At 63.5% G+C, this 18,401-nt stretch carries 14 protein-coding genes; 7 read left to right on the top strand and 7 right to left on the bottom strand.

The window, feature by feature from the left end:
- Positions 1 to 177: 177 nt before the first annotated feature.
- Positions 178 to 1,713: a glycerol-3-phosphate dehydrogenase gene (gene glpD, locus F8197_RS12240; protein WP_152882124.1), complete on the top strand. Its 1,536-nt coding sequence runs from the start codon at positions 178 to 180 to the stop codon at positions 1,711 to 1,713.
- 44 nt (positions 1,714 to 1,757) lie between these two features.
- On the opposite strand, the gene F8197_RS12235 is transcribed toward glpD, so the two are convergent.
- Positions 1,758 to 3,257, bottom strand: a complete 1,500-nt coding sequence (locus F8197_RS12235) for a peptide MFS transporter (RefSeq protein ID WP_152882123.1) — start codon at positions 3,255 to 3,257, stop codon at positions 1,758 to 1,760.
- A 222-nt stretch (positions 3,258 to 3,479) separates the two neighbouring features.
- Between F8197_RS12235 and ppnN the strand changes: the two genes are divergently transcribed.
- Positions 3,480 to 4,850 carry a nucleotide 5'-monophosphate nucleosidase PpnN gene (ppnN, locus tag F8197_RS12230; protein WP_056148276.1) on the top strand — a complete coding sequence of 457 codons (1,371 nt, stop codon included), beginning with the start codon at positions 3,480 to 3,482 and terminating at the stop codon, positions 4,848 to 4,850.
- 103 nt (positions 4,851 to 4,953) lie between these two features.
- Here the strand turns inward: ppnN and F8197_RS12225 are convergent, their stop codons facing one another.
- From F8197_RS12225 to udk, 6 genes are all read right to left on the bottom strand, one after another.
- A complete protein-coding gene (locus F8197_RS12225) occupies positions 4,954 to 6,822 on the bottom strand; it encodes a glycoside hydrolase family 15 protein (protein WP_227012221.1) in 1,869 nt (622 codons plus the stop codon).
- Positions 6,822 to 7,619 carry an SDR family oxidoreductase gene (locus tag F8197_RS12220; RefSeq protein WP_152882122.1) on the bottom strand — a complete coding sequence of 266 codons (798 nt, stop codon included), beginning with the start codon at positions 7,617 to 7,619 and terminating at the stop codon, positions 6,822 to 6,824. The genes F8197_RS12225 and F8197_RS12220 overlap by 1 nt, the downstream gene beginning before the upstream one ends.
- 170 nt (positions 7,620 to 7,789) lie before the next feature.
- The gene (gene lysS, locus F8197_RS12215) at positions 7,790 to 9,319 is read right to left on the bottom strand and encodes a lysine--tRNA ligase (RefSeq protein ID WP_056148265.1); all 1,530 of its coding nucleotides are present in this window, start codon (positions 9,317 to 9,319) and stop codon (positions 7,790 to 7,792) included.
- A 29-nt stretch (positions 9,320 to 9,348) separates the two neighbouring features.
- A complete protein-coding gene (locus F8197_RS12210; RefSeq protein ID WP_152882121.1) occupies positions 9,349 to 10,044 on the bottom strand; it encodes an HAD family phosphatase in 696 nt (231 codons plus the stop codon).
- A gap of 15 nt (positions 10,045 to 10,059) precedes the next feature.
- Positions 10,060 to 11,164 (bottom strand): peptide chain release factor 2 gene (gene prfB, locus F8197_RS12205; RefSeq protein ID WP_152882120.1). Its coding sequence is split into 2 segments (ribosomal slippage): positions 10,060 to 11,082 and positions 11,084 to 11,164, totalling 1,104 coding nucleotides; the frame shifts between segments, so codons are not numbered across the junction.
- 88 nt (positions 11,165 to 11,252) lie between these two features.
- Entirely contained in the window at positions 11,253 to 11,894 is a 642-nt protein-coding gene (gene udk / locus F8197_RS12200; protein ID WP_056148263.1) for a uridine kinase, read from the bottom strand.
- 170 nt (positions 11,895 to 12,064) lie between these two features.
- Here udk and F8197_RS12195 point away from each other — a divergent pair, with 170 nt between their 5' ends.
- From F8197_RS12195 to F8197_RS12175, 5 genes are all read left to right on the top strand, one after another.
- Positions 12,065 to 14,095 carry a bifunctional 2',3'-cyclic-nucleotide 2'-phosphodiesterase/3'-nucleotidase gene (locus F8197_RS12195; RefSeq protein WP_152882119.1) on the top strand — a complete coding sequence of 677 codons (2,031 nt, stop codon included), beginning with the start codon at positions 12,065 to 12,067 and terminating at the stop codon, positions 14,093 to 14,095.
- A 118-nt stretch (positions 14,096 to 14,213) separates the two neighbouring features.
- Positions 14,214 to 14,942 (top strand): Crp/Fnr family transcriptional regulator, encoded by a 729-nt coding sequence (locus F8197_RS12190; protein WP_152882118.1) that lies wholly within the window; start codon positions 14,214 to 14,216, stop codon positions 14,940 to 14,942.
- Positions 14,939 to 16,657 carry an ATP-binding protein gene (locus F8197_RS12185; RefSeq protein WP_152882117.1) on the top strand — a complete coding sequence of 573 codons (1,719 nt, stop codon included), beginning with the start codon at positions 14,939 to 14,941 and terminating at the stop codon, positions 16,655 to 16,657. Before F8197_RS12190 ends, F8197_RS12185 begins: the two co-directional genes overlap by 4 nt.
- Positions 16,654 to 17,481, top strand: coding sequence for a response regulator (locus tag F8197_RS12180; protein ID WP_152882116.1), 828 nt, complete (start codon positions 16,654 to 16,656; stop codon positions 17,479 to 17,481). Before F8197_RS12185 ends, F8197_RS12180 begins: the two co-directional genes overlap by 4 nt.
- Before the next feature lie 65 nt (positions 17,482 to 17,546).
- On the top strand, positions 17,547 to 18,386 hold the full coding sequence (locus tag F8197_RS12175) for an aldo/keto reductase (protein ID WP_152882115.1): 840 nt from the start codon (positions 17,547 to 17,549) through the stop codon (positions 18,384 to 18,386).
- Positions 18,387 to 18,401: the final 15 nt, after the last annotated feature.

Here is an 18,401-nt window from a genome sequence, read left to right as displayed (position 1 = left end):
TGGCGGTACCAAAGGTCTCGCCGCAAGCCCTGCTTGCCGTAGTGGCAAGAAACGTGGCTTTCATGTCGAATTTTAGGCGGGCGGTACGGTTGCCCTCTATCATCAAAGTGAAATTTGTCGTACCGTAGGGGGTGTGGTAAATCTTGCTATATTACAAGTGACAATTTCGGGGAACTCATGGCGGAACCGCAGCACACGCTCGATTGCGATGTCCTGATCGTGGGAGGCGGCATCAATGGCGCGGGAATCGCGCGTGATGCGGCCGGACGCGGGCTGTCGGTCGTCCTGTGCGAAAAGGACGACCTGGCGGCGCACACGTCGTCGGCCTCGACCAAGCTGATCCACGGCGGCCTGCGCTATCTCGAGTACTACGAATTCAACCTCGTGCGCAAGGCGCTGATCGAGCGCGAAGTACTGCTGCGCGCCGCGCCCCACATCATGTGGCCGCTGCGCTTCGTCATGCCGCACTCGAAAGGCCAGCGCCCGGCGCTGCTGATCCGCGCCGGCCTGTGGCTGTACGACACCCTGGCCCGGCGCGAGCTGTTGCCGCGTTCCGCCGCCATCAACCTGCGCTGCCACTCGGCCGGCAAGCCGCTCAAGCCCGAGTTCCGTTGCGGCTTTGCGTACTCCGACGGCTGGGTGGACGACGCTCGCCTGGTGGTGCTCAACGCCATGGACGCCTGCGAGAAGGGCGCCACCATCCTCACCCAGGCGCGCGTGGACACGCTCACCCGCAAGGGCGCCGGCTGGGAAGCGATCATCGACAAGCCCACCTGCGGCGGCATCCGTGTCAACGCCCGTTACGTGGTCAACGCCGCCGGGCCGTGGACGGCGCAGATGCTGCACGTGGCCACGCCGAAGGAGGGCGCCGGCCACCTGCGCCTGGTCAAGGGCAGCCATATCGTGGTCAAGCGCATGTTCGACCACGACAATGCCTACATCTTCCAGAACCGCGACGGCCGCATCGTGTTCGCGATTCCCTACGAACGCGACTTCACGCTGATCGGCACCACCGACATCGACTACCAGGGCAACGCCGACAACGTCGCCATCGACGCCAACGAAATTGCTTACCTGTGCCAGCTGGCCAGCGAATACTTCGTCAACCCGGTCACGCCAGCCGACGTGGTCTGGACCTATTCCGGCGTGCGCCCGCTGCTCGACGATGGCGCCGACGCCAAGGCCGTCACCCGCGACTACCGGCTCGAAGTGGATGACGATGGCGCGCCGATCCTGAGCATCTTCGGCGGCAAGATCACCACCTACCGCAAGCTGGCGGAAGATGCCGTAGAGCTGATCGCCAAGGCGCTCGACAACCGCCACGGCAACTGGACCGCCAATGCCTGCCTGCCCGGCGGCGACTTGTTCGGCGCCGAGCCGCAGAACAAGTCGGTGCTCGGTTTCGACGAGTGGGTGCGCAAGGTGCAGAACCATTACGCCTGGCTGCCGCCGCTGCTGGTGGTGCGCTACACGCGCGCCTACGGCACCCGCATCCACACGCTGCTGCGCGAACGCGCGACCATCGCCGACATGGGCGAGGAAATCGCCCCGGGCCTGTACGAGGTGGAAGTGGAGTACCTGCGCAAGTACGAATGGGCGCGCACGGCACACGACATCCTGTGGCGCCGCTCCAAGCTGGGATTGCACGTGTCGCCCGAGGCGGCAGCCGCCTTGCAGGACTGGCTCACCGCCCATCCGATGCAGTTCAGATAAAAACGGCGCCACCAGGGCGCCGTTTTCGTCAGAGCGTGCAGTGTTTACTTCACGCCGTGCATCAGCTTCTGGATCAGCGGGGCAACCAGGAACAGCACCACGCCGCCGGCCAGCAGCGAATAGAAGCCGAAGGTGTAGCCCGACAGCGCCGACGTGATCGACATGCCTTCGGTACCGCTGACGTGCGAGGCGAAGATGCCCGACAGGTTGTTGCCGATACCGGTGGACAGGAACCAGCCGCCCATGCCCAGGCCCACCAGGCGGGTAGGCGCCAGCTTGGTCACCATCGACAGGCCGATAGGCGACAGGCACAGCTCACCGATCGATTGCAGCACGTAGACCATGAACAGCGTCCAGAACGGGATCTTGTTGTCGAGGTTGACCAGTGCGGTCAGCGCGTACATCAGCAGGCCGAAAGCGAGCGCGTTGAACAGCAGGCCCAGGCCGAATTTGCGCGGGATCGAGGGATTGTTCGAGCGCAGCATCACCCAGATAAAGGCGATCAGCGGTGCGAAGACGATGATCGCCAGCGAGTTCACGGTCTGGAACCAGGCCACCGGGAAGGTCCAGTTGAACATCTCGCGGTCGACGATTTTGTCGGCCAGGAAGGTGAACGAACTGCCAGCCTGCTCGAAGAACATCCAGAACATGATGTTGAAGAAGAAGATGATCAGCATTGCCAGGGCCTTGTCGCGCGCGACCTTGCCGTTTTTGAAGCCTTCCACCAGCAGCATTACCGACAGGCCCACGAACAGCACCGTCAGGACGATCTGCAGGTTGGCGGCGCCGGCGGCCAGCAGCAGGTACATGAGCGGAATCACGCACAGCGAACCGAGGATCACGTAGACCATGCGCTTCGGATCGGCGTGCTGGGCGTCCGGTGCGCCGATGCCCTTGAGCTGGGCGCGGCCGATGAAGAACCAGACCAGCGAGATAAGCATGCCCACGCCGGCGGCAATGAACACGACCTTATAGGCAGGCATGCCGTCGGTGCCGAAGATGGCGGTGGCCAGCCACTGGGTCAGTACCGGGGCGACCAGCGCGCCGGCATTGATGCCCATGTAGAAGATTGTGAAGCCCGAATCGCGGCGGGTGTCGGTGGTGCCATAGAGCTTGCCGACCATGGTCGAGATGTTCGGCTTGAACATGCCGTTACCGACGATGATGGTGGCCAGGCCGAACTTGAACACTTCTTCGTTCGGCACGGCGATCATGAACAGGCCTGCCGCCATGAAGGCGGCGCCGACCAGGATCGAGCGCTGGTAGCCGAGCACGCGGTCGGCCACGTAGCCGCCGAACAGCGCGGCGGCATAGACCAGGGCGAGGTAGGAGCCGTAGACCAGGTTGGCGGCCGATTCGCCGACCGCATTGCCACTGTAGAACTGCGCCACGATGTAGAGCACGAGCGCCCAGCGGACGCCATAGAATGCGAAGCGTTCCCAGAATTCGGTCATGAACAACATCCACAGGGGTGCGGGATGGCCCATGATCTGCTTGAACTCGGGGATGGCTGCTTCCGATTTATTGATGGTGGCACCGCTCATGCGGGGTCTCCTCTTCGATGATCTGTTTAAAAAGGTCTCGGGCTCCCTCGTGAGGAGCCAAATCGGGCGCCATTTTAATCTACAAATGGTTTAGAAAGTACTTTTTGCGCGCTGCGCCGCACCAAACTCCGCACGCATCGCGCCGACTTGTCGTATATTGGCAGGGCAGGCAACCCTGCGAGACACCGAATCTGCGCACCTGAATATAAGGATTTACGCAACATGGAACATGACGTTATCGATACCCTGATTTCGCCGGAAGGCCAGCTCGAAGTGCTGTCCAAGGCCGAAGTAAACAAACTGCTCGATACCAGCCAGGGCGGCCTGTATAACGTATTTCGCAATTGCGCGCTGGCCGTGCTCAATTGCGGCAGCACCATCGACGACGGCAAGGAACTGCTCGAGCGCTTCGAGTCGTTCTCGATCAGCATCGTGCAGCGCGAGCGTGGCATCAAGCTCGATATCAAGGGCGCACCGGCTTCCGCTTTCGTGGACGGCAAAATGATCAAGGGCATCCACGAGCAGTTGTTTGCCGTGCTGCGCGACATCGTCTTCGTCAGTAACGAGGTGACCAACTCCGACAAGTTCGACATGGCCCGCACCGAGGATGTCACGGACGCCGTGTTCCACATCCTGCGCAACGCCGGTGTATTGAAACCCATGCTCAATCCGAACCTGGTGGTGTGCTGGGGCGGCCACTCGATCAACCGCGCCGAGTACAACTACTCGAAGGAAGTCGGTTATCAAATGGGCCTGCGCGAACTCGATATCTGCACCGGCTGCGGCCCGGGCGCCATGAAAGGCCCGATGAAGGGCGCCACCATCGGCCACGCCAAGCAGCGCCTGACCAATGGCCGCTACCTGGGCATCACCGAGCCGGGCATCATCGCCGCCGAATCGCCGAACCCGATCGTCAACCAGCTGGTGATCATGCCCGACATCGAAAAGCGCCTCGAAGCATTCGTGCGCGCCGGCCATGGCATCGTGGTGTTCCCGGGCGGCGCCGGCACGGCCGAAGAGATCCTGTACATCCTCGGCATCCTGCTCCACCCGGACAACGCCGAACTGCCGTTCCCCTTGATTTTCACCGGCCCGGAAACCTCGCGCGAGTATTTTGTGCAGATCAATAACTTCATCCACGCCACGCTGGGCCCGGACGCGCAGGAACGCTACAAGATCATCATCGACGATCCGGAAGCCGTGGCGCGCGAAATGCAGGCCGGGATCAAGGCCGTGCGCGAGTACCGCAAGACCCGCAGCGACGCCTATTACTTCAACTGGGGCCTGAAGATCGACCGCGAATTCCAGAAGCCGTTCGCGCCGACGCATGAAAACATGCGCAACCTCAGCCTGCACAAGGACCAGGAAGTGCACCTGCTGGCGGCGAATTTGCGCCGGGCGTTTTCGGGCGTGGTGGCCGGTAACGTCAAGAACGAAGGCATCCGCGCAATCGAGCAGCACGGCCACTTCGAGATCCACGGCGACAAGGCGATCATGGGACCGATGGACGCGCTGCTCACGTCCTTCGTGGAGCAGAGCCGGATGAAATTGCCGGGCAAGGCCTATGAACCTTGCTATCGGGTGATCCAGTAGGGCACCTGAAAAACCTCCATGGCGGCGTTGCCGCTCCTCGCCGTACTGGCGTACTGTCTTCGTCGCTGCGCCTTGCCATGAAGGTTTTGTCAGGCGCCCTTTATTACGCGGGCCAGTCGCGTGGTCCGCGTCCTTCCATCTCCCGGTCAATGTAGAACGCGGCACTCACCAGCGCCAGGTGGGTGAACCCCTGCGGGAAGTTCCCCATCAGGCGCGCCCGTTCGTCGAATTCCTCCGCATACAGCTGCAAGTGGTTGGCATATCGCAGCAGCTTTTCGAAGATGTGCCGCGCCTCGTCCATGCGGCCGGCGCGCGCCAGGCATTCTACGTACCAGAACGAACATGCGGAGAACGCGCCTTCCTGGCCGGGCAGGCCGTCGTCGCGCTTGTAGCGATAGACCATGCCGTCGTCGGTGAGGTGCTTACCGATGGCGTCGAGCGTGGCCAGCCAGCGCGGATCGGTGGCGCCCACGAAGCGCACCAGCGGCATCAACAGCATCGACGCATCGAGCTCGCTGCTGCCGCGTTCTTCGACGAAGTGGTTCTGCTTCTCGTCCCAGAAATTGTCCCAGATGTCGTCGTGGATGGCGTTGCGCACCTTGATCCAGCGGGTGAAAGGCGCCGCCAGCGAACGTTTGCTGGCCAGCCGGATCGCGCGGTCCATCGCCACCCAGCACATCAGGCGCGAATGCAGGTGGTGGCGCGCCGGGCCACGGATCTCCCAGATGCCGGCATCCGGTTCCTGCCAATGCCGCGCCACGTAGTCGATCACGCGGCAAACTCCGAGCCAGCGATCGTGCGAGATCGCCTCGCCGTACTTGTTACTGAGGTAGATCGAGTCCATCAACTCGCCGTAAATGTCGAGCTGCAGCTGGCCGACGGCATCGTTACCAATGCGCACCGGCGCGGCGCCGCCGTAGCCGGCCAGGTGGTCGAGCGAGGTTTCGGTGGGGACCTTGCCGCCATCGAGCGCATACATCACCTTCAACTGGCCGCCCTTGGACGAGTGCATGGCACGGTCGCCGAGCCAGCGGTAGAAATCCTTGGCCTCCGTGTGGTAGCCGAGGCGCATCAGCGCATAGATCGAGAACGACGAATCGCGTATCCACGCGGCGCGGTAGTCCCAGTTGCGCACGCCGCCGGCCGCTTCCGGCAGCGAAAACGTGCCGGCCGCCGCGATCGATCCGTGCCGGCGCGACGTCAGCAGTTTCAGAACCAGCGCCGACCGGCCCACCGCATCGCGCCAGCGGCCCTTGTAGGTCGAGCGCGCCGACCAGGCGCGCCAGCGATTGATGGTCGCTTCGATCAGCTGGCCGATCTCGTCAGCGTCGATTAGCGGTTCGCTAGGTTCGTCAAGCATCAGGGTCAGGCACTGGCCCGCCTTGAGTTTGATGCTGGCGTGGACTTCGCCGTCGCCCTTCGTAAAATCGGCGCCGGACAGGCGCAGTGGCGGGCAGTCCTTGGCCGTGAACAGGGCTGTGCCATCCTTGATTTTCACGGATGGCACAGCCCGCGCATAATCGTAGCGCGGCGCGCAGCGCACGTGGATGGTCACCGTGCCGCGTGTGACGACCATGCGGCGCACCAGCCGGGTGGGCGCTTCGTCCGTTTCCGACGTGTCGATCATCAGGTCGGTCAGTTCGGCGCTGGCGTCGCTGCCCATCCATCGCGTGAGCAGCACGTTGGTGTCGGGGATGTACATCTGCACTACGCGTGGCGCGTCGATATCGGGCGCCAGTTCGAATACGCCGCCGTTGTCCGCATCGAGAATGCCGGCAAAGATGCTGGGGCTGTCCAGGTTGGGCCAGCACAGGTAGTCGATGGCGCCGTCGCAAGCTACCAGGGCGATGGTGGCCAGGTTGCCGATCACGCCGTGATCGGCGATATCGCGTTCCTTGCGCCGATCGCTCACGGCATCGGGTTCTGGTGTGCCGGGCTTGAGCCGCGCTCTGTTCGGCTTGGCAGCAGCCATCAGCCGTTATCCTCGAAGCCCGGGTACAGCGCCATGCCGCCATCGACAAACAAGGTGCTGCCCACCACGTAGTCGGCCAGGTCGGAAGCTAAAAACAGTGCGGCGTTGGCGACGTCGTCGGGCTGGCCCACGCGGCCGTACGGAATCAGCTTGAGCAGGTCGTCGGTGCCGCCGTCGGCCGTCACTTCGGCGTTGATCGGGGTCTTGATGGCGCCGGGGGCAATGGCGTTGATGCGGATGCGCTCGGGCGCCATTTCCTGCGCCATGGTTTCCATCAACAGGTGTACGCCACCCTTGGACGCCGCGTAGTTGACATGGCCGGCCCACGGTATGCGCTGGTGAACGGAACTCATGCAGATGATCTTGCCCAGTGCGCGCGAGGCATTGCGCTGGCCCTGCCGGCGGAACGTGCGCACCGCTTCGCGCATGCACAGGAACTGGCCGGTCAAGTTGGTTTTCAATACGCTTTCCCACTGCTTGAGCGTCATGTCGGCGCTCGGGGCATCGTCCTGGCGGCCCGAGTTGGCCACCACGATGTCGATGGCGCCGAAGCGCTCGACGGCGGCGGCGAACAGCGCCTGCACATCGGCTTCCTCGCCCACGTCGGCCTGCACGGCGATGGCCTTGCCGCCTTCGGCGGTAATCGCTGCCACCACTTCGTCCGCCTGGTCCTGGTGCGAATGGTAGTTGACGACCACGTTGGCGCCTGCCTTGGCAAAGGCCAGCGCGATGCCGCGCCCCAGGCCGGAGTTGGCGCCGGTGACGATGGCGGTTTGATCTTCCAGCGTAATGTGCATGTGCGTGCTCCCTTGCTGATGAACGGTGATCGTTTCATTGTAGGCAACGGGCCCGGGGCGAGAAGGGCGCGCGCAAGGGCGAAGCGGCTTCACCGCACGCACAGGCAAAAAAATCTGGACGAAAAAAAAAACCGCTCCGAAGAGCGGTTCTGGTAGCGCGATGCCGGAGCTTATTCTTCGCGGCGCAGGTGCGGGAACAGCAGCACGTCGCGGATGTTCGGCGAATCGGTGATGATCATCATCAGGCGGTCGATGCCGATGCCGCAACCGCCGGCTGGCGGCATGCCGTATTCCAGCGCGCGGATGTAGTCGGCGTCGTAGTACATTGCCTCTTCATCGCCGGCGTCCTTGGCGGCTACCTGCGCCAGGAAGCGTGCCGACTGGTCTTCGGCGTCGTTCAGCTCGGAGAAGCCGTTGGCGATTTCGCGGCCGACCATGAACAGCTCGAAACGCTCGGTAATGCCTTCGCGGGTGTCCGACGCGCGCGCCAGCGGCGACACTTCCACCGGGTAGTCGATGATGTACGTCGGTTCCCACAGCTGCGCTTCGGCGGTTTCTTCGAACAGCGCCAGTTGCAGCGCGCCCAGGCCGGCGGTGGCGAACGGCTTCACGCCAAACTTGAGCAGCTCGGTCTTGATGAATTCAGCGTCGTTCAACTGCTCGGCGGTGTAGCCCGGTGCATACTTGTTGATCGCTTCGACGATGGTCAGGCGGTGGAACGGCTTGGCCAGGTCCAGCTCGCGGCCGCCGTAGGTGAGCGTGGCGGTGCCGTGGGCGTCGATGGCGGCCTGGCGGATGATCGCTTCGGTGAAGTCCATCAGCCACTGGTAGTCGGTGTAGGCCGCGTAGAATTCCATCATCGTGAATTCAGGGTTGTGACGGATCGACACGCCTTCATTGCGGAAGTTGCGGTTGATCTCGAACACGCGGTCGAAGCCGCCCACCACCAGGCGTTTCAGGTACAGCTCGGGCGCGATACGCAGGAACATCTGCATGTCGAGCGCATTGTGGTGCGTGGTGAACGGCTTGGCGGATGCGCCCCCTGGAATGGTGTGCAGCATCGGCGTTTCCACTTCCATGAATTCGTTCTTTTCCATGAAGCGGCGCATCGACGAGATGGCGGCGGTACGCGCCTTGAAGGTGCGGCGCGTCTCTTCGTTCATGATCAGGTCCACGTAGCGCTGGCGGTACTTGGTTTCCTGGTCGGCCAGGCCGTGGAATTTGTCCGGCAGCGGGCGCAGCGACTTGGTGATCAGGCGCAGTTCGGTGACCTTGATGGTCAGCTCATCGGTCTTGGTCTTGAACAGGGTGCCGGTCACACCCAGGATGTCGCCCAGGTCGTAGTGGTGCAACGCGGCCATGGCGGCTTCGCCGGTCAGGTCGAGCGTGGCGTAGATCTGGATGCGGCCGTCGGCGTTCTTGCCGGACGAATCCTGCAGGGTGGCGAATGCGGCCTTTTTGCCGGCTTCGCGCTTGAGCATCATGCGGCCGGCCAGCACCACGGTGACCGGAGCGGCTTCGAGTTCCTCGCGCGTCTTCGCACCGAATTCGGCGTGCAGGTCGGCAGCCTTGTGTTGCGGTTTGAAGTCGTTGGGGAAGGCGACGCCTTGCTGGCGCAGGGCGGCCAGCTTGGCGCGGCGCTCGGCGATGATCTTGTTTTCGTCGGGCGCTGCTGCTTGGTCTTGAAGATCCGTAGTCATGGTCTGTTTCTTTGGTGGGGTGAAGATTATTAATTGGTGGCGTCGGCCAGCGTATAGGGCTCGGTCGCAAACAGCGCGTCCACATCGAGCTCGCTGAAGTCGCGGGCAATCGCGATCACGTTGTCGAACTGGGCGAACGCTTCGGCCGGCAGGGTGGTGGTGAGCACCACCGCGCGCATGCCGGCGCGGCGCGCCGCTTCCACGCCCAGCGGCGCGTCCTCGAACACGATGCTGTCGGCGGGCAGGCTGCGGGCACGTTCGGCGGCCAGCAGGAACACGTCCGGGTTCGGTTTGCCGCGCGTCACATCGGCGGCGCCTGCGATGGCGTCGAATTGCTTGCGCAGATCCAGGCCGTCAAGCGTGAAGTCGATATTGGCCGGCGGCGCGGCCGTGGCCACGGCCAGCTTCACGCCAGCGGCTTTGGCGCGGGCGATGAACTGCTCGAAGCCGCCCGTGACGGCCAGGTGCGGCGCATACAGTTCGCGGTACAGCGACTCTTTTTCCACATCGAGCGCAGCGGTTTCTTCGTTGGTGAGGTGGTCGCCCAGGTAGGTGCGCATGATTTCATGGCCCTGGCGGCCGGCCGTGTCGCGGAAAAACGCATCCGGGTCGAGCGTGTGACCACGCTTGCCGAAGAACGCCAGCCACGATTCGGTGTGGTAGGCCATGTTGTCCACGATGGTGCCGTCCATGTCGAAGATGAACGCGCGCTGCGATGTAGTCATCGAATCTACCTTTAATTAAACGCCTTGTTTCAGCGAGGCCGAGATGAAATCGTCGATTTCACCGTCCAGCACTGCCTTGGTGTTACCGGTTTCGAAGTTGGTGCGCAAATCCTTGATGCGCGACTGGTCGAGCACATACGAACGGATTTGATGGCCCCAGCCCACGTCGGTCTTGGAGTCTTCCAGCTTCTGCTGCTCGCTCATGCGCTTGCGCAGTTCCATTTCGTACAGTTTGGCCTTCAACATTTCCATCGCCTCGGCCTTGTTGCGGTGCTGCGAACGGTCGTTCTGGCACTGCACCACGATGCCCGAAGGCGCGTGGGTAAGACGAACCGCCGAATCGGTTTTATTAATGTGCTGACCACCGGCGCCCGACGCACGATAGGTATCGATGCGCAGGTCGGCCGGGTTGATCTCGATATCGATCGAGTCATCGACTTCCGGGTACACGAACAGCGACGTAAACGACGTGTGGCGGCCGTTGGCCGAGTCGAACGGCGACTTGCGCACCAGGCGGTGCACGCCGGTCTCGGTGCGCAGGAAGCCGTAGGCGTATTCGCCTTCGACCTTGATGGTGGCGGTCTTGATGCCGGCCACCTCGCCGTCGGACTGCTCCATGACTTCGACCTTGAAGCCCTTGCGGTCGCAATAGCGCACGTACTGGCGCAGCAGCATCGAGGCCCAGTCCTGGGCTTCGGTACCGCCGGCGCCGGCCTGGATGTCGATGAAGCAGTTGTTCGGGTCCATCGGATTGTTGAACATCCGGCGGAATTCCATGCCCTCGATGACCACGCGCACGGCTTCGGCATCGACGATCAGTGCTTCCAGCGTGTCGTCGTCGCCTTCTTCCCTGGCCATGGCGAACAGGTCGGCCATGTCTTTGAGGTCGGTGTCGGCCTTGGTCAGCGCGAACACGATGGCTTCCAGCGATTTTTTTTCCTTGCCGAGATCCTGCGCCTTTTTAGGGTCGTTCCAGATCGTCGGGTCTTCCATTTCTTCGTTTACTTGCTCGAGCTTCTCTGACTTTTTATCGAAGTCAAAGATACCTCCGAAGTTCGGCTTCACGCGACGTCAGGTCGGTGAGCAGGGCGGAGAGGGAGTTGATGCGTTCGGCTTCCATGTTTTCTTCTTCTCTAAGGGCGAAATCAAACCCTAGATTATACGCTATGAAAGCCCAACCATCTTCTCCCTCGCGCCAATCGGCCGGATCACCCGCGCTTCAACTGCTTGATCACGCTTGCCACCTTGGCAGTGATCACGTCGATCGCCGGGCCGTTGGCGCCGTGCGGGAAAATCACGTCGGCGTTGCGCTTGGTCGGTTCGATGAACTGCTTGTGCATCGGGCGCACGGTGTCCATGTACTGGCCCACCACGCTGTCCACCGAGCGGCCCCGCTCCGTGATGTCGCGCTGCATGCGGCGGATGAAGCGCACGTCGGACGCGGTATCGACGTAGATTTTCAGCGACATCATGTCGCGCAGGTCGGCGTCGTACAGGGCGAACAGGCCCTCGATCACGATCACTGGCGCCGGCTTGACGGGGATGGTGCGCGTGGAGCGGTTGTGCAGGGTGAAGTCGTACTCGGGCATCTCGATCGACTCGCCGCGACGCAGGGCCTGGACGTGCTGCACCAGCAGCGGCCACTCGAAAGCGTTGGGATGGTCGTAATTCTGGTCGGGGCGCAGTTCGGGCGCAAGGTGCGACTGGTCGCAGTAGTAATCGTCCTGCATCACCACCGAGACCATGTCGGAACCGAAGGCGGAGAGCACTTGCTGGGACACCGTGGACTTGCCACTGCCGCTACCGCCTGCGACACCAATAATAAACGGTTGGAATGGGATATTGTTCATACCCCGCATGATACCGGAACCGCGCCTTTACCGACAGGGACCAATGGCGGCAGATTCATGCAAAAATCCGCAAGATGGCTTAAAGATTAAGTTTGCGTCCCGTTGCATATGTCTTGATTCGCGTTGGATCGCTGCGTATTATGCTGCGATCTTCCCTGATCTGATGACTTATGCCGCTGCTGCCGCCTTTCCCCCGTCTCCGACTGTTATCCACCATCCTGCTGGCCGGGGCAGGCAGCCTGGCCGTCGCTGCCAACCCGGCTGCCACGCCGGCCGGCGCCCAAGCGACCATGGCCCTGCTGGAGACTACCGACCTGCACGCCAATGTCCTCGGGTACGACTACTACAAGCTCAAACCCGAGCCGGCGCTCGGGCTGGAACGCACCGCCACGCTGATCCGCCAGGCGCGTGCCCAGTACCCGAACAACCTGCTGCTCGATAACGGCGACGCTTTGCAAGGCACGGCGTTATCGGATTATCAAGCCAAGGTGGCGCCGGTGCAGTGCGGCCAGTTGCCGGCCATCTACAAGGCGATGGACTTGCTGGGCGTCGATGGCGCCGGCATCGGCAACCATGAATTCAATTACGGCCTGCCGTACCTGAACCAGGTCACCGGCAGCGCCTTCGATGTGGACGGCGTGCCAGCCGATGCGCCGCGCTGCGCGGGGCCGAAATTCCCGATCGTGCTGGCCAACGTGGTCAGCACCCGCTCGGGCAAGCCGCTGTTCGCGCCGTACAGCATTCTTACCCGGCAAATTGCCGCTACCGGCCCCGATGGCAAGCCGGTCAACGCCACCATCAAGGTGGGCATCATCGGTTTCGCTCCGCCCGAGATCCTGGCATGGGACAAGCGCTGGCTCGATGGCAAGGTGACTGCCGAAGGCGTGCGCGAGACCGCGCAAAAATTCATTCCGATCATGCGCGCCCAGGGCGCCGACCTGATCGTGGCGCTGTCGCACGGCGGCATCGATGGCGCGCCGTACACGCCGGCCATGGAAAACGCCAATTACTACCTGGCGCAAGTGCCGGGCGTGGACGCCCTGCTGATCGGCCACTCGCACCTGCCGTTCCCGCTGGCCACCAGCACGGTCGCGCAATTCAACCTGCCGGGCGTGGACAAGGCCAGGGGCACCGTGCACGGCGTGCCGACCGTGATGGCCAGCCTGTGGGGCAAGCACCTGGGCGTGATCGCGCTGCACATGACCTACGACGGGCAGCGCTGGAATGTCGATAAAACCCGCACCACGGTGGAAGCGCGCAGCACCCGCAACGCCGACGGTACTTACGTGGACGCCGATCCGGCCGTGGCGCAACTGGTAGCGGCCGAGCACGAGGCCACCATCCGTTACGTGCAAACCCCGGTGGGCAACAGCGACTTCCGCATGTCGTCGTACTTTGCCGATGTGGGCGATGTCAGCGCGGTGCAACTGGTGAACCAGGCCCAGACCGATTACGTGCACAACTACGTGCAGGCCAATTTGCCGCAGTACGCGGCGCTGCCGGTGCTGTCGATGGCATCGCCGTTCAAGACCGGAGCTGCCGGCGTGGGCGACTACACCGATGTCAAGCCAGGTGCGCTGGCGCTCAACAACGCCGCCGATTTGTACCTGTACCCGAACGAGCTGCATGCGGTCAAGGTCGATGGCGCGGGCCTGAAGGCGTGGCTGGAAAAATCGGCCGAGCGCTTCAACCGCATCGATCCGGCCGCCACGGCGCCGCAGGAACTGATCAACACCGGTTCGGCCGGTTATAACTTCGACATGCCCACCACGACCGACATCAGCTACCAGATCGACGTGACGCGGCCGGTCGGCCAGCGCATCGTGGCATTGAACTGGCAGGGCGCGCCGGTCACGCCCGGCCAGCAGTTCCTGGTCGCCACCAATAACTACCGCGCCAGCGGCGGCGGCAATTTCCCCGGGCTGGACGGCAGCCAGACCGTGGTGGCCGCGCCGGACAGCAGCCGCGACGTGCTGATCGCGTTCATCCGGAAGACCAAGAACCTTACCCGCGCTGCCAACGGTGCCACCCGCAGCTGGCGCTTTGCGCCCGTACAGGTGGCCGGCCCCGTGGTATTCCACGCGGCGCCGGGCATGATCGCGCTGGCTGGCGAGGCGGGTTTGACGGGCGTGACCGAGCTGCAATCCGACGACGGCAGCGGCAAGGGCTTTGCACTGTACGCGGTCGATCTGGCGCAGTAGAAGGCGATAACCGTGCGCGACGCATGGCGCAGGGCATTGTGTGTTACTGTGCGCAACGGTCCTCGTTCACCGTCCCAGTAGCCCGCCTAGTTGACGACTGGAACCCAGGACCGTCTTCATGCGTCTTAACAATCCCAATCAAAACCACCTGTTGGCGGCGCTGCTCGACGCCGAGTTCGACCGGCTGTCGCCGCACCTCGATCCGATCATGATGCGCCTGGGCGATGTGCTCTACGAGTCCGGCGCCGCCATCAACCACGTGTATTTTCCGACGTCGGCCATCGTCTCGCTGCATTACGTGCTGGAAAACGGCAGCTCGTCCGAGATCGCCGGCGTCGGCAACGAGGGCATGCTGGGCATCTCGCTATTCATGGGCGGGAACACGACGCCCAGCCGCGCCGTGGTGCAGACCGCCGGCCATGGCTACCGCCTCAAGTCCCACCTGCTGCTCGACGAGTTCAACCGCGCCGGGCCGGTGATGCGCCTGCTGCTGCGCTACACCCAGGCGCTGCTCACGCAAATGTCGCAAACCGCGATCTGCAACCGCCACCACACGGTGGACCAGCAGTTGTGCCGCTGGCTGCTGCTCACCCTCGACCGATTGCCCACCAGTGAACTCACCATGACCCAGGAACTGATCGCCAACATGCTGGGCGTGCGCCGCGAAGGCGTGACGGTGGCAGCCGGCCGGCTGCAGGCCAGGGGTTATATCAGCAACCGGCGCGGCCATATCTCGGTGCTCGATCGCCATGGCCTGGAGGGCGATGTGTGCGAGTGCTACGAGGTGGTCAAAAAAGAATTCGCCCGGTTGATGTCGGACGTGCGCCAGCGCCAGGAGGTCAAATGAACGCCGGCCTTTCTGTCGCCAAGCTGCTGCTCGAAGCCGATGCACTGCAAACGGCCATCCATAACAGCGCCAACTTTTGCAGTATCGCCACCGATGTCAACGGCGTGATCCAGATTTTCAATGTCGGCGCAGAGCGCATGCTGGGCTACAGCGCGGCCGAAGTGCTGAACCACGTCACGCCCGCCGGCCTGGCCGATCCGCAGGAAGACGTCGAACGGGCGGCCGCCCTGAGCCTGGAGGCCGGTGTACAAATCCAGCCCGGGTTCGAGGCGCTGGTGTTCAAGGCCTCGCGCGGCATCGAGGACAGCTACGACATGACCTTCATCCGCAAGGATGGCAGCCGGCTGCCGGTGAGCATGTCGGTGAGCGCGCTGCGCGACGCCGGCCAGAACATCATCGGCTACCTGTTGATGGGAACCGATAACACGGCCCGCAAACAGGCCGAACGCGAACAGGCCTTGCTGGACCAGCGCCTGCGCGAGCAGCAACTGGCGCTGCAGGACACCAACGTGGAGCTGGAAGCGGCGCGGGCGCTGGCCGAAAAGGCCAACCTGGCCAAGTCCGAGTTTTTATCGGCCATGAGCCACGAGCTGCGCACGCCGCTCAATGCGGTGCTTGGTTTTGCCCAGTTGCTGGCGTCGGACAAGCCGCCGCCGACCACGTCGCAACAGCGCTCGCTTGACCAGATTCTCAAGGGGGGCTGGTATTTGCTGCAACTGATCAACGAGATCCTCGATCTCGCCATGATCGAGTCGGGCAAGGTGACCATGTCGCAGGAGTCGATGGGGTTGGCGGAGGTGCTCAAGGACTGCCAGACGCTGATCGCGCCGCAGGCCGAAAAGCGCGGCATCCGGCTGTTCTTTGCCGCCATGAGCGAGCCGTACTATGTCCACGCTGACCGCACCCGGGTCAAGCAGGTGATGATCAACCTGCTGTCCAACGCCATCAAGTACAACCGCCGGGGCGGCATGGTGATCGTCGAATGCGCCCGGGCCGAAGGCGCCCGCGTGCGCGTGAGCGTGACCGACACTGGCGCGGGGCTCAATGCCGAGCAGGTCGAGCAGCTGTTCCAGCCGTTCAACCGCCTGGGCCAGGAAGAGGGCGCGGAAGAGGGCACCGGCATCGGCCTGGTGGTCACCAGGCAGCTGACCGAGTTGATGGGCGGCGCCATCGGCGTGTTCAGCGAAGTGGGCGTCGGCACCACGTTCTGGATCGAGCTGGCCGCCAGCAGCGAACCGGTGCTGGAAATTCCTGCATGCGACTTGCCGCCGGCCGCGGCCGTGGGCGCCGGCGCACCGTTGAAAACCCTGCTGTACATCGAAGACAATCCGGCCAATCTGAGCCTGGTGGAGCAGCTGGTACTGCGCCGCAGCGACCTCAAACTGCTGACGGCCATCGACGGCTATGCCGGCATCGAACTGGCGCGCACCTACCAGCCGGACGTGATCCTGATGGACATCAACCTGCCCGGCATCAGCGGCTTCGGCTGCCTGAAGATCCTGCACGATGATGCCGCCACCGCGCATATCCCGGTGCTGGCGCTGTCGGCCAACGCCATGGCGCGCGACGTGGAAAAAGGCGTGGAGGCGGGATTTTTCCAGTATCTGACCAAGCCGATCAACGTCACGCAGTTCATGTGCGCACTCGACGAAGCGCTGGCCTTTGCCGCCGTCCATGGCAGCCCGCAAACACCTACCGAGGAAACCGCATCATGATAGAACCATCCGACATCCACGCCGCCCAGATCCTGATCGTGGACGACCAGAAAGCCAACGTCATGCTGCTCGAGCAGATGCTGGCCAACGCCGGCTATACCAATGTGCACAGCACCATGGACCCGTTCCAGGTCGCCGGCCTGCATCTCGCAAACCATTACGACCTGATCCTGCTCGACCTGCAAATGCCAGGCATGGACGGCTTTGCGGTATTGCAGGCGCTGCACGATATCGAACCGGACGGCTATGTGCCGGTGCTGGTGGTCACGGCCCAGCCGACCCACAAGCTGCGCGCGCTGCAGGCGGGCGCCAAGGACTTTATCGGCAAGCCGTTCGACCTGCTGGAAGTGGAAACGCGGATCCAGAACATGCTGGAAGTGCGCCTGCTGCACCGCAAGCTGCGCCGCTACAACCAGCAGCTCGAATTCACGGTACTCGAGCGCACGGCGCAGCTGCGCGAAAGCGAAGCACGCTTCCAGCGCTTTGCCGAACTGTCCACCGACTGGTACTGGGAACAGGACGCCGACGGTCAGCTGGTGAACTGCCACGGCCCGGTGGCCGACATGGTAGGGCTGTCCGGCGCCGCCACCGGCGGCTGGGACGTGGCCGAGCGCGCGGAACTGGAAGCGAACATCGCCGACCGCAAGCCGTTCCTCGACTTTATCTACAGCCGCACCGCCGACAGCGGCGCGGTCCAGTACCTGCAAGTGAGCGGCGAACCGGTCTTCGACGAAGCGAGCCGCTTCATCGGCTACCGCGGCGTGGGCCGCGACGTCACCGCCATGGCGCTGCTGTTCTCCGCCCGAGAGAGCGCGAGCGCCTGACGTCAGCCGCATTTGCGACGTTTTCGGTACACTAGCCGGTCTTTGATGGTCACCGGAGTACGGCAATGAAAACAGTCACATTTGGGTCCGGCGTCAGCGTGCCGGTGCTGGGGCAGGGAACGTGGAATATGGGCGAGGATGCCTCGCGCAAGGCCGCCGAGGTGCGGGCCTTGCAGCTGGGCCTCGACCTGGGCATGACCCTGATCGATACCGCCGAGATGTACGGCGAGGGCGGCGCCGAGGAAGTGGTCGGCGCGGCGCTGGCCGGGCGGCGCTCGGACGCTTTCCTGGTCAGCAAGGTGTATCCGCACAACGCCAGTTTCGACGGCGTGCGCGCGGCCTGCGAGCGCAGCTTGAGGCGCCTGCGCGTCGAGTCCATCGACCTGTACCTGCTGCACTGGCAGGGCCACTATCCGCTGGCAGAAACCTTCGACGGATTCGAGGCGCTCAGGCAGGCCGGCAAGATCAGGGACTATGGCGTCAGCAATCTCGATTTGCCCAGCATGGAGGAAGCGGTCGGCTATGGCGCCCCGGCCACCGACCAGGTGCTGTACAACCTGCTCAAGCGCGGCATCGAGTTCGACCTGCTGCCATGGTGCCGCGCGCGCGGCATGCCGGTGATGGCGTATTCGCCGCTCGAGAGCAGCGGGCGCGAACAGGCCGCCTTGCTGGGCCACCCGGCCCTGCGCACCGTGGCCGATGCGCATGACGCCACGCCCGCGCAGATCGCGCTGGCCTGGGTGCTGCACCAGGACGGCGTGATCGCTATCCCCAAGGCGGTCGATCCTGTACACTTGCGCGCCAACCGCGCCGCCGCCGACATCCGGCTCACCAGCGACGACCTGGCCGCGCTGGACCGCGCCTTTCCGCCGCCGCGCCGGGCGCGTGCGCTGGACATGAGATAACCATGCGATAACTGC

Source organism: Duganella sp. FT27W, assembly GCF_009295655.1.
Classification (GTDB): domain Bacteria; phylum Pseudomonadota; class Gammaproteobacteria; order Burkholderiales; family Burkholderiaceae_D; genus Rugamonas; species Rugamonas zoogloeoides.
This window is presented reverse-complemented; position numbering and strand designations above follow the sequence as displayed.

Coding starts and splice junctions, on each gene's coding strand:
- glpD (WP_152882124.1), top strand. CDS start 178: ATGGCGGAACCGCAGCACACGCTCGATTGCGATGTCCTGATCGTGGGA.
- F8197_RS12235 (WP_152882123.1), bottom strand. CDS start 3,257: ATGAGCGGTGCCACCATCAATAAATCGGAAGCAGCCATCCCCGAGTTC.
- ppnN (WP_056148276.1), top strand. CDS start 3,480: ATGGAACATGACGTTATCGATACCCTGATTTCGCCGGAAGGCCAGCTC.
- F8197_RS12225 (WP_227012221.1), bottom strand. CDS start 6,822: ATGGCTGCTGCCAAGCCGAACAGAGCGCGGCTCAAGCCCGGCACACCA.
- F8197_RS12220 (WP_152882122.1), bottom strand. CDS start 7,619: ATGCACATTACGCTGGAAGATCAAACCGCCATCGTCACCGGCGCCAAC.
- lysS (WP_056148265.1), bottom strand. CDS start 9,319: ATGACTACGGATCTTCAAGACCAAGCAGCAGCGCCCGACGAAAACAAG.
- F8197_RS12210 (WP_152882121.1), bottom strand. CDS start 10,044: ATGACTACATCGCAGCGCGCGTTCATCTTCGACATGGACGGCACCATC.
- udk (WP_056148263.1), bottom strand. CDS start 11,894: ATGAACAATATCCCATTCCAACCGTTTATTATTGGTGTCGCAGGCGGT.
- F8197_RS12195 (WP_152882119.1), top strand. CDS start 12,065: ATGCCGCTGCTGCCGCCTTTCCCCCGTCTCCGACTGTTATCCACCATC.
- F8197_RS12190 (WP_152882118.1), top strand. CDS start 14,214: ATGCGTCTTAACAATCCCAATCAAAACCACCTGTTGGCGGCGCTGCTC.
- F8197_RS12185 (WP_152882117.1), top strand. CDS start 14,939: ATGAACGCCGGCCTTTCTGTCGCCAAGCTGCTGCTCGAAGCCGATGCA.
- F8197_RS12180 (WP_152882116.1), top strand. CDS start 16,654: ATGATAGAACCATCCGACATCCACGCCGCCCAGATCCTGATCGTGGAC.
- F8197_RS12175 (WP_152882115.1), top strand. CDS start 17,547: ATGAAAACAGTCACATTTGGGTCCGGCGTCAGCGTGCCGGTGCTGGGG.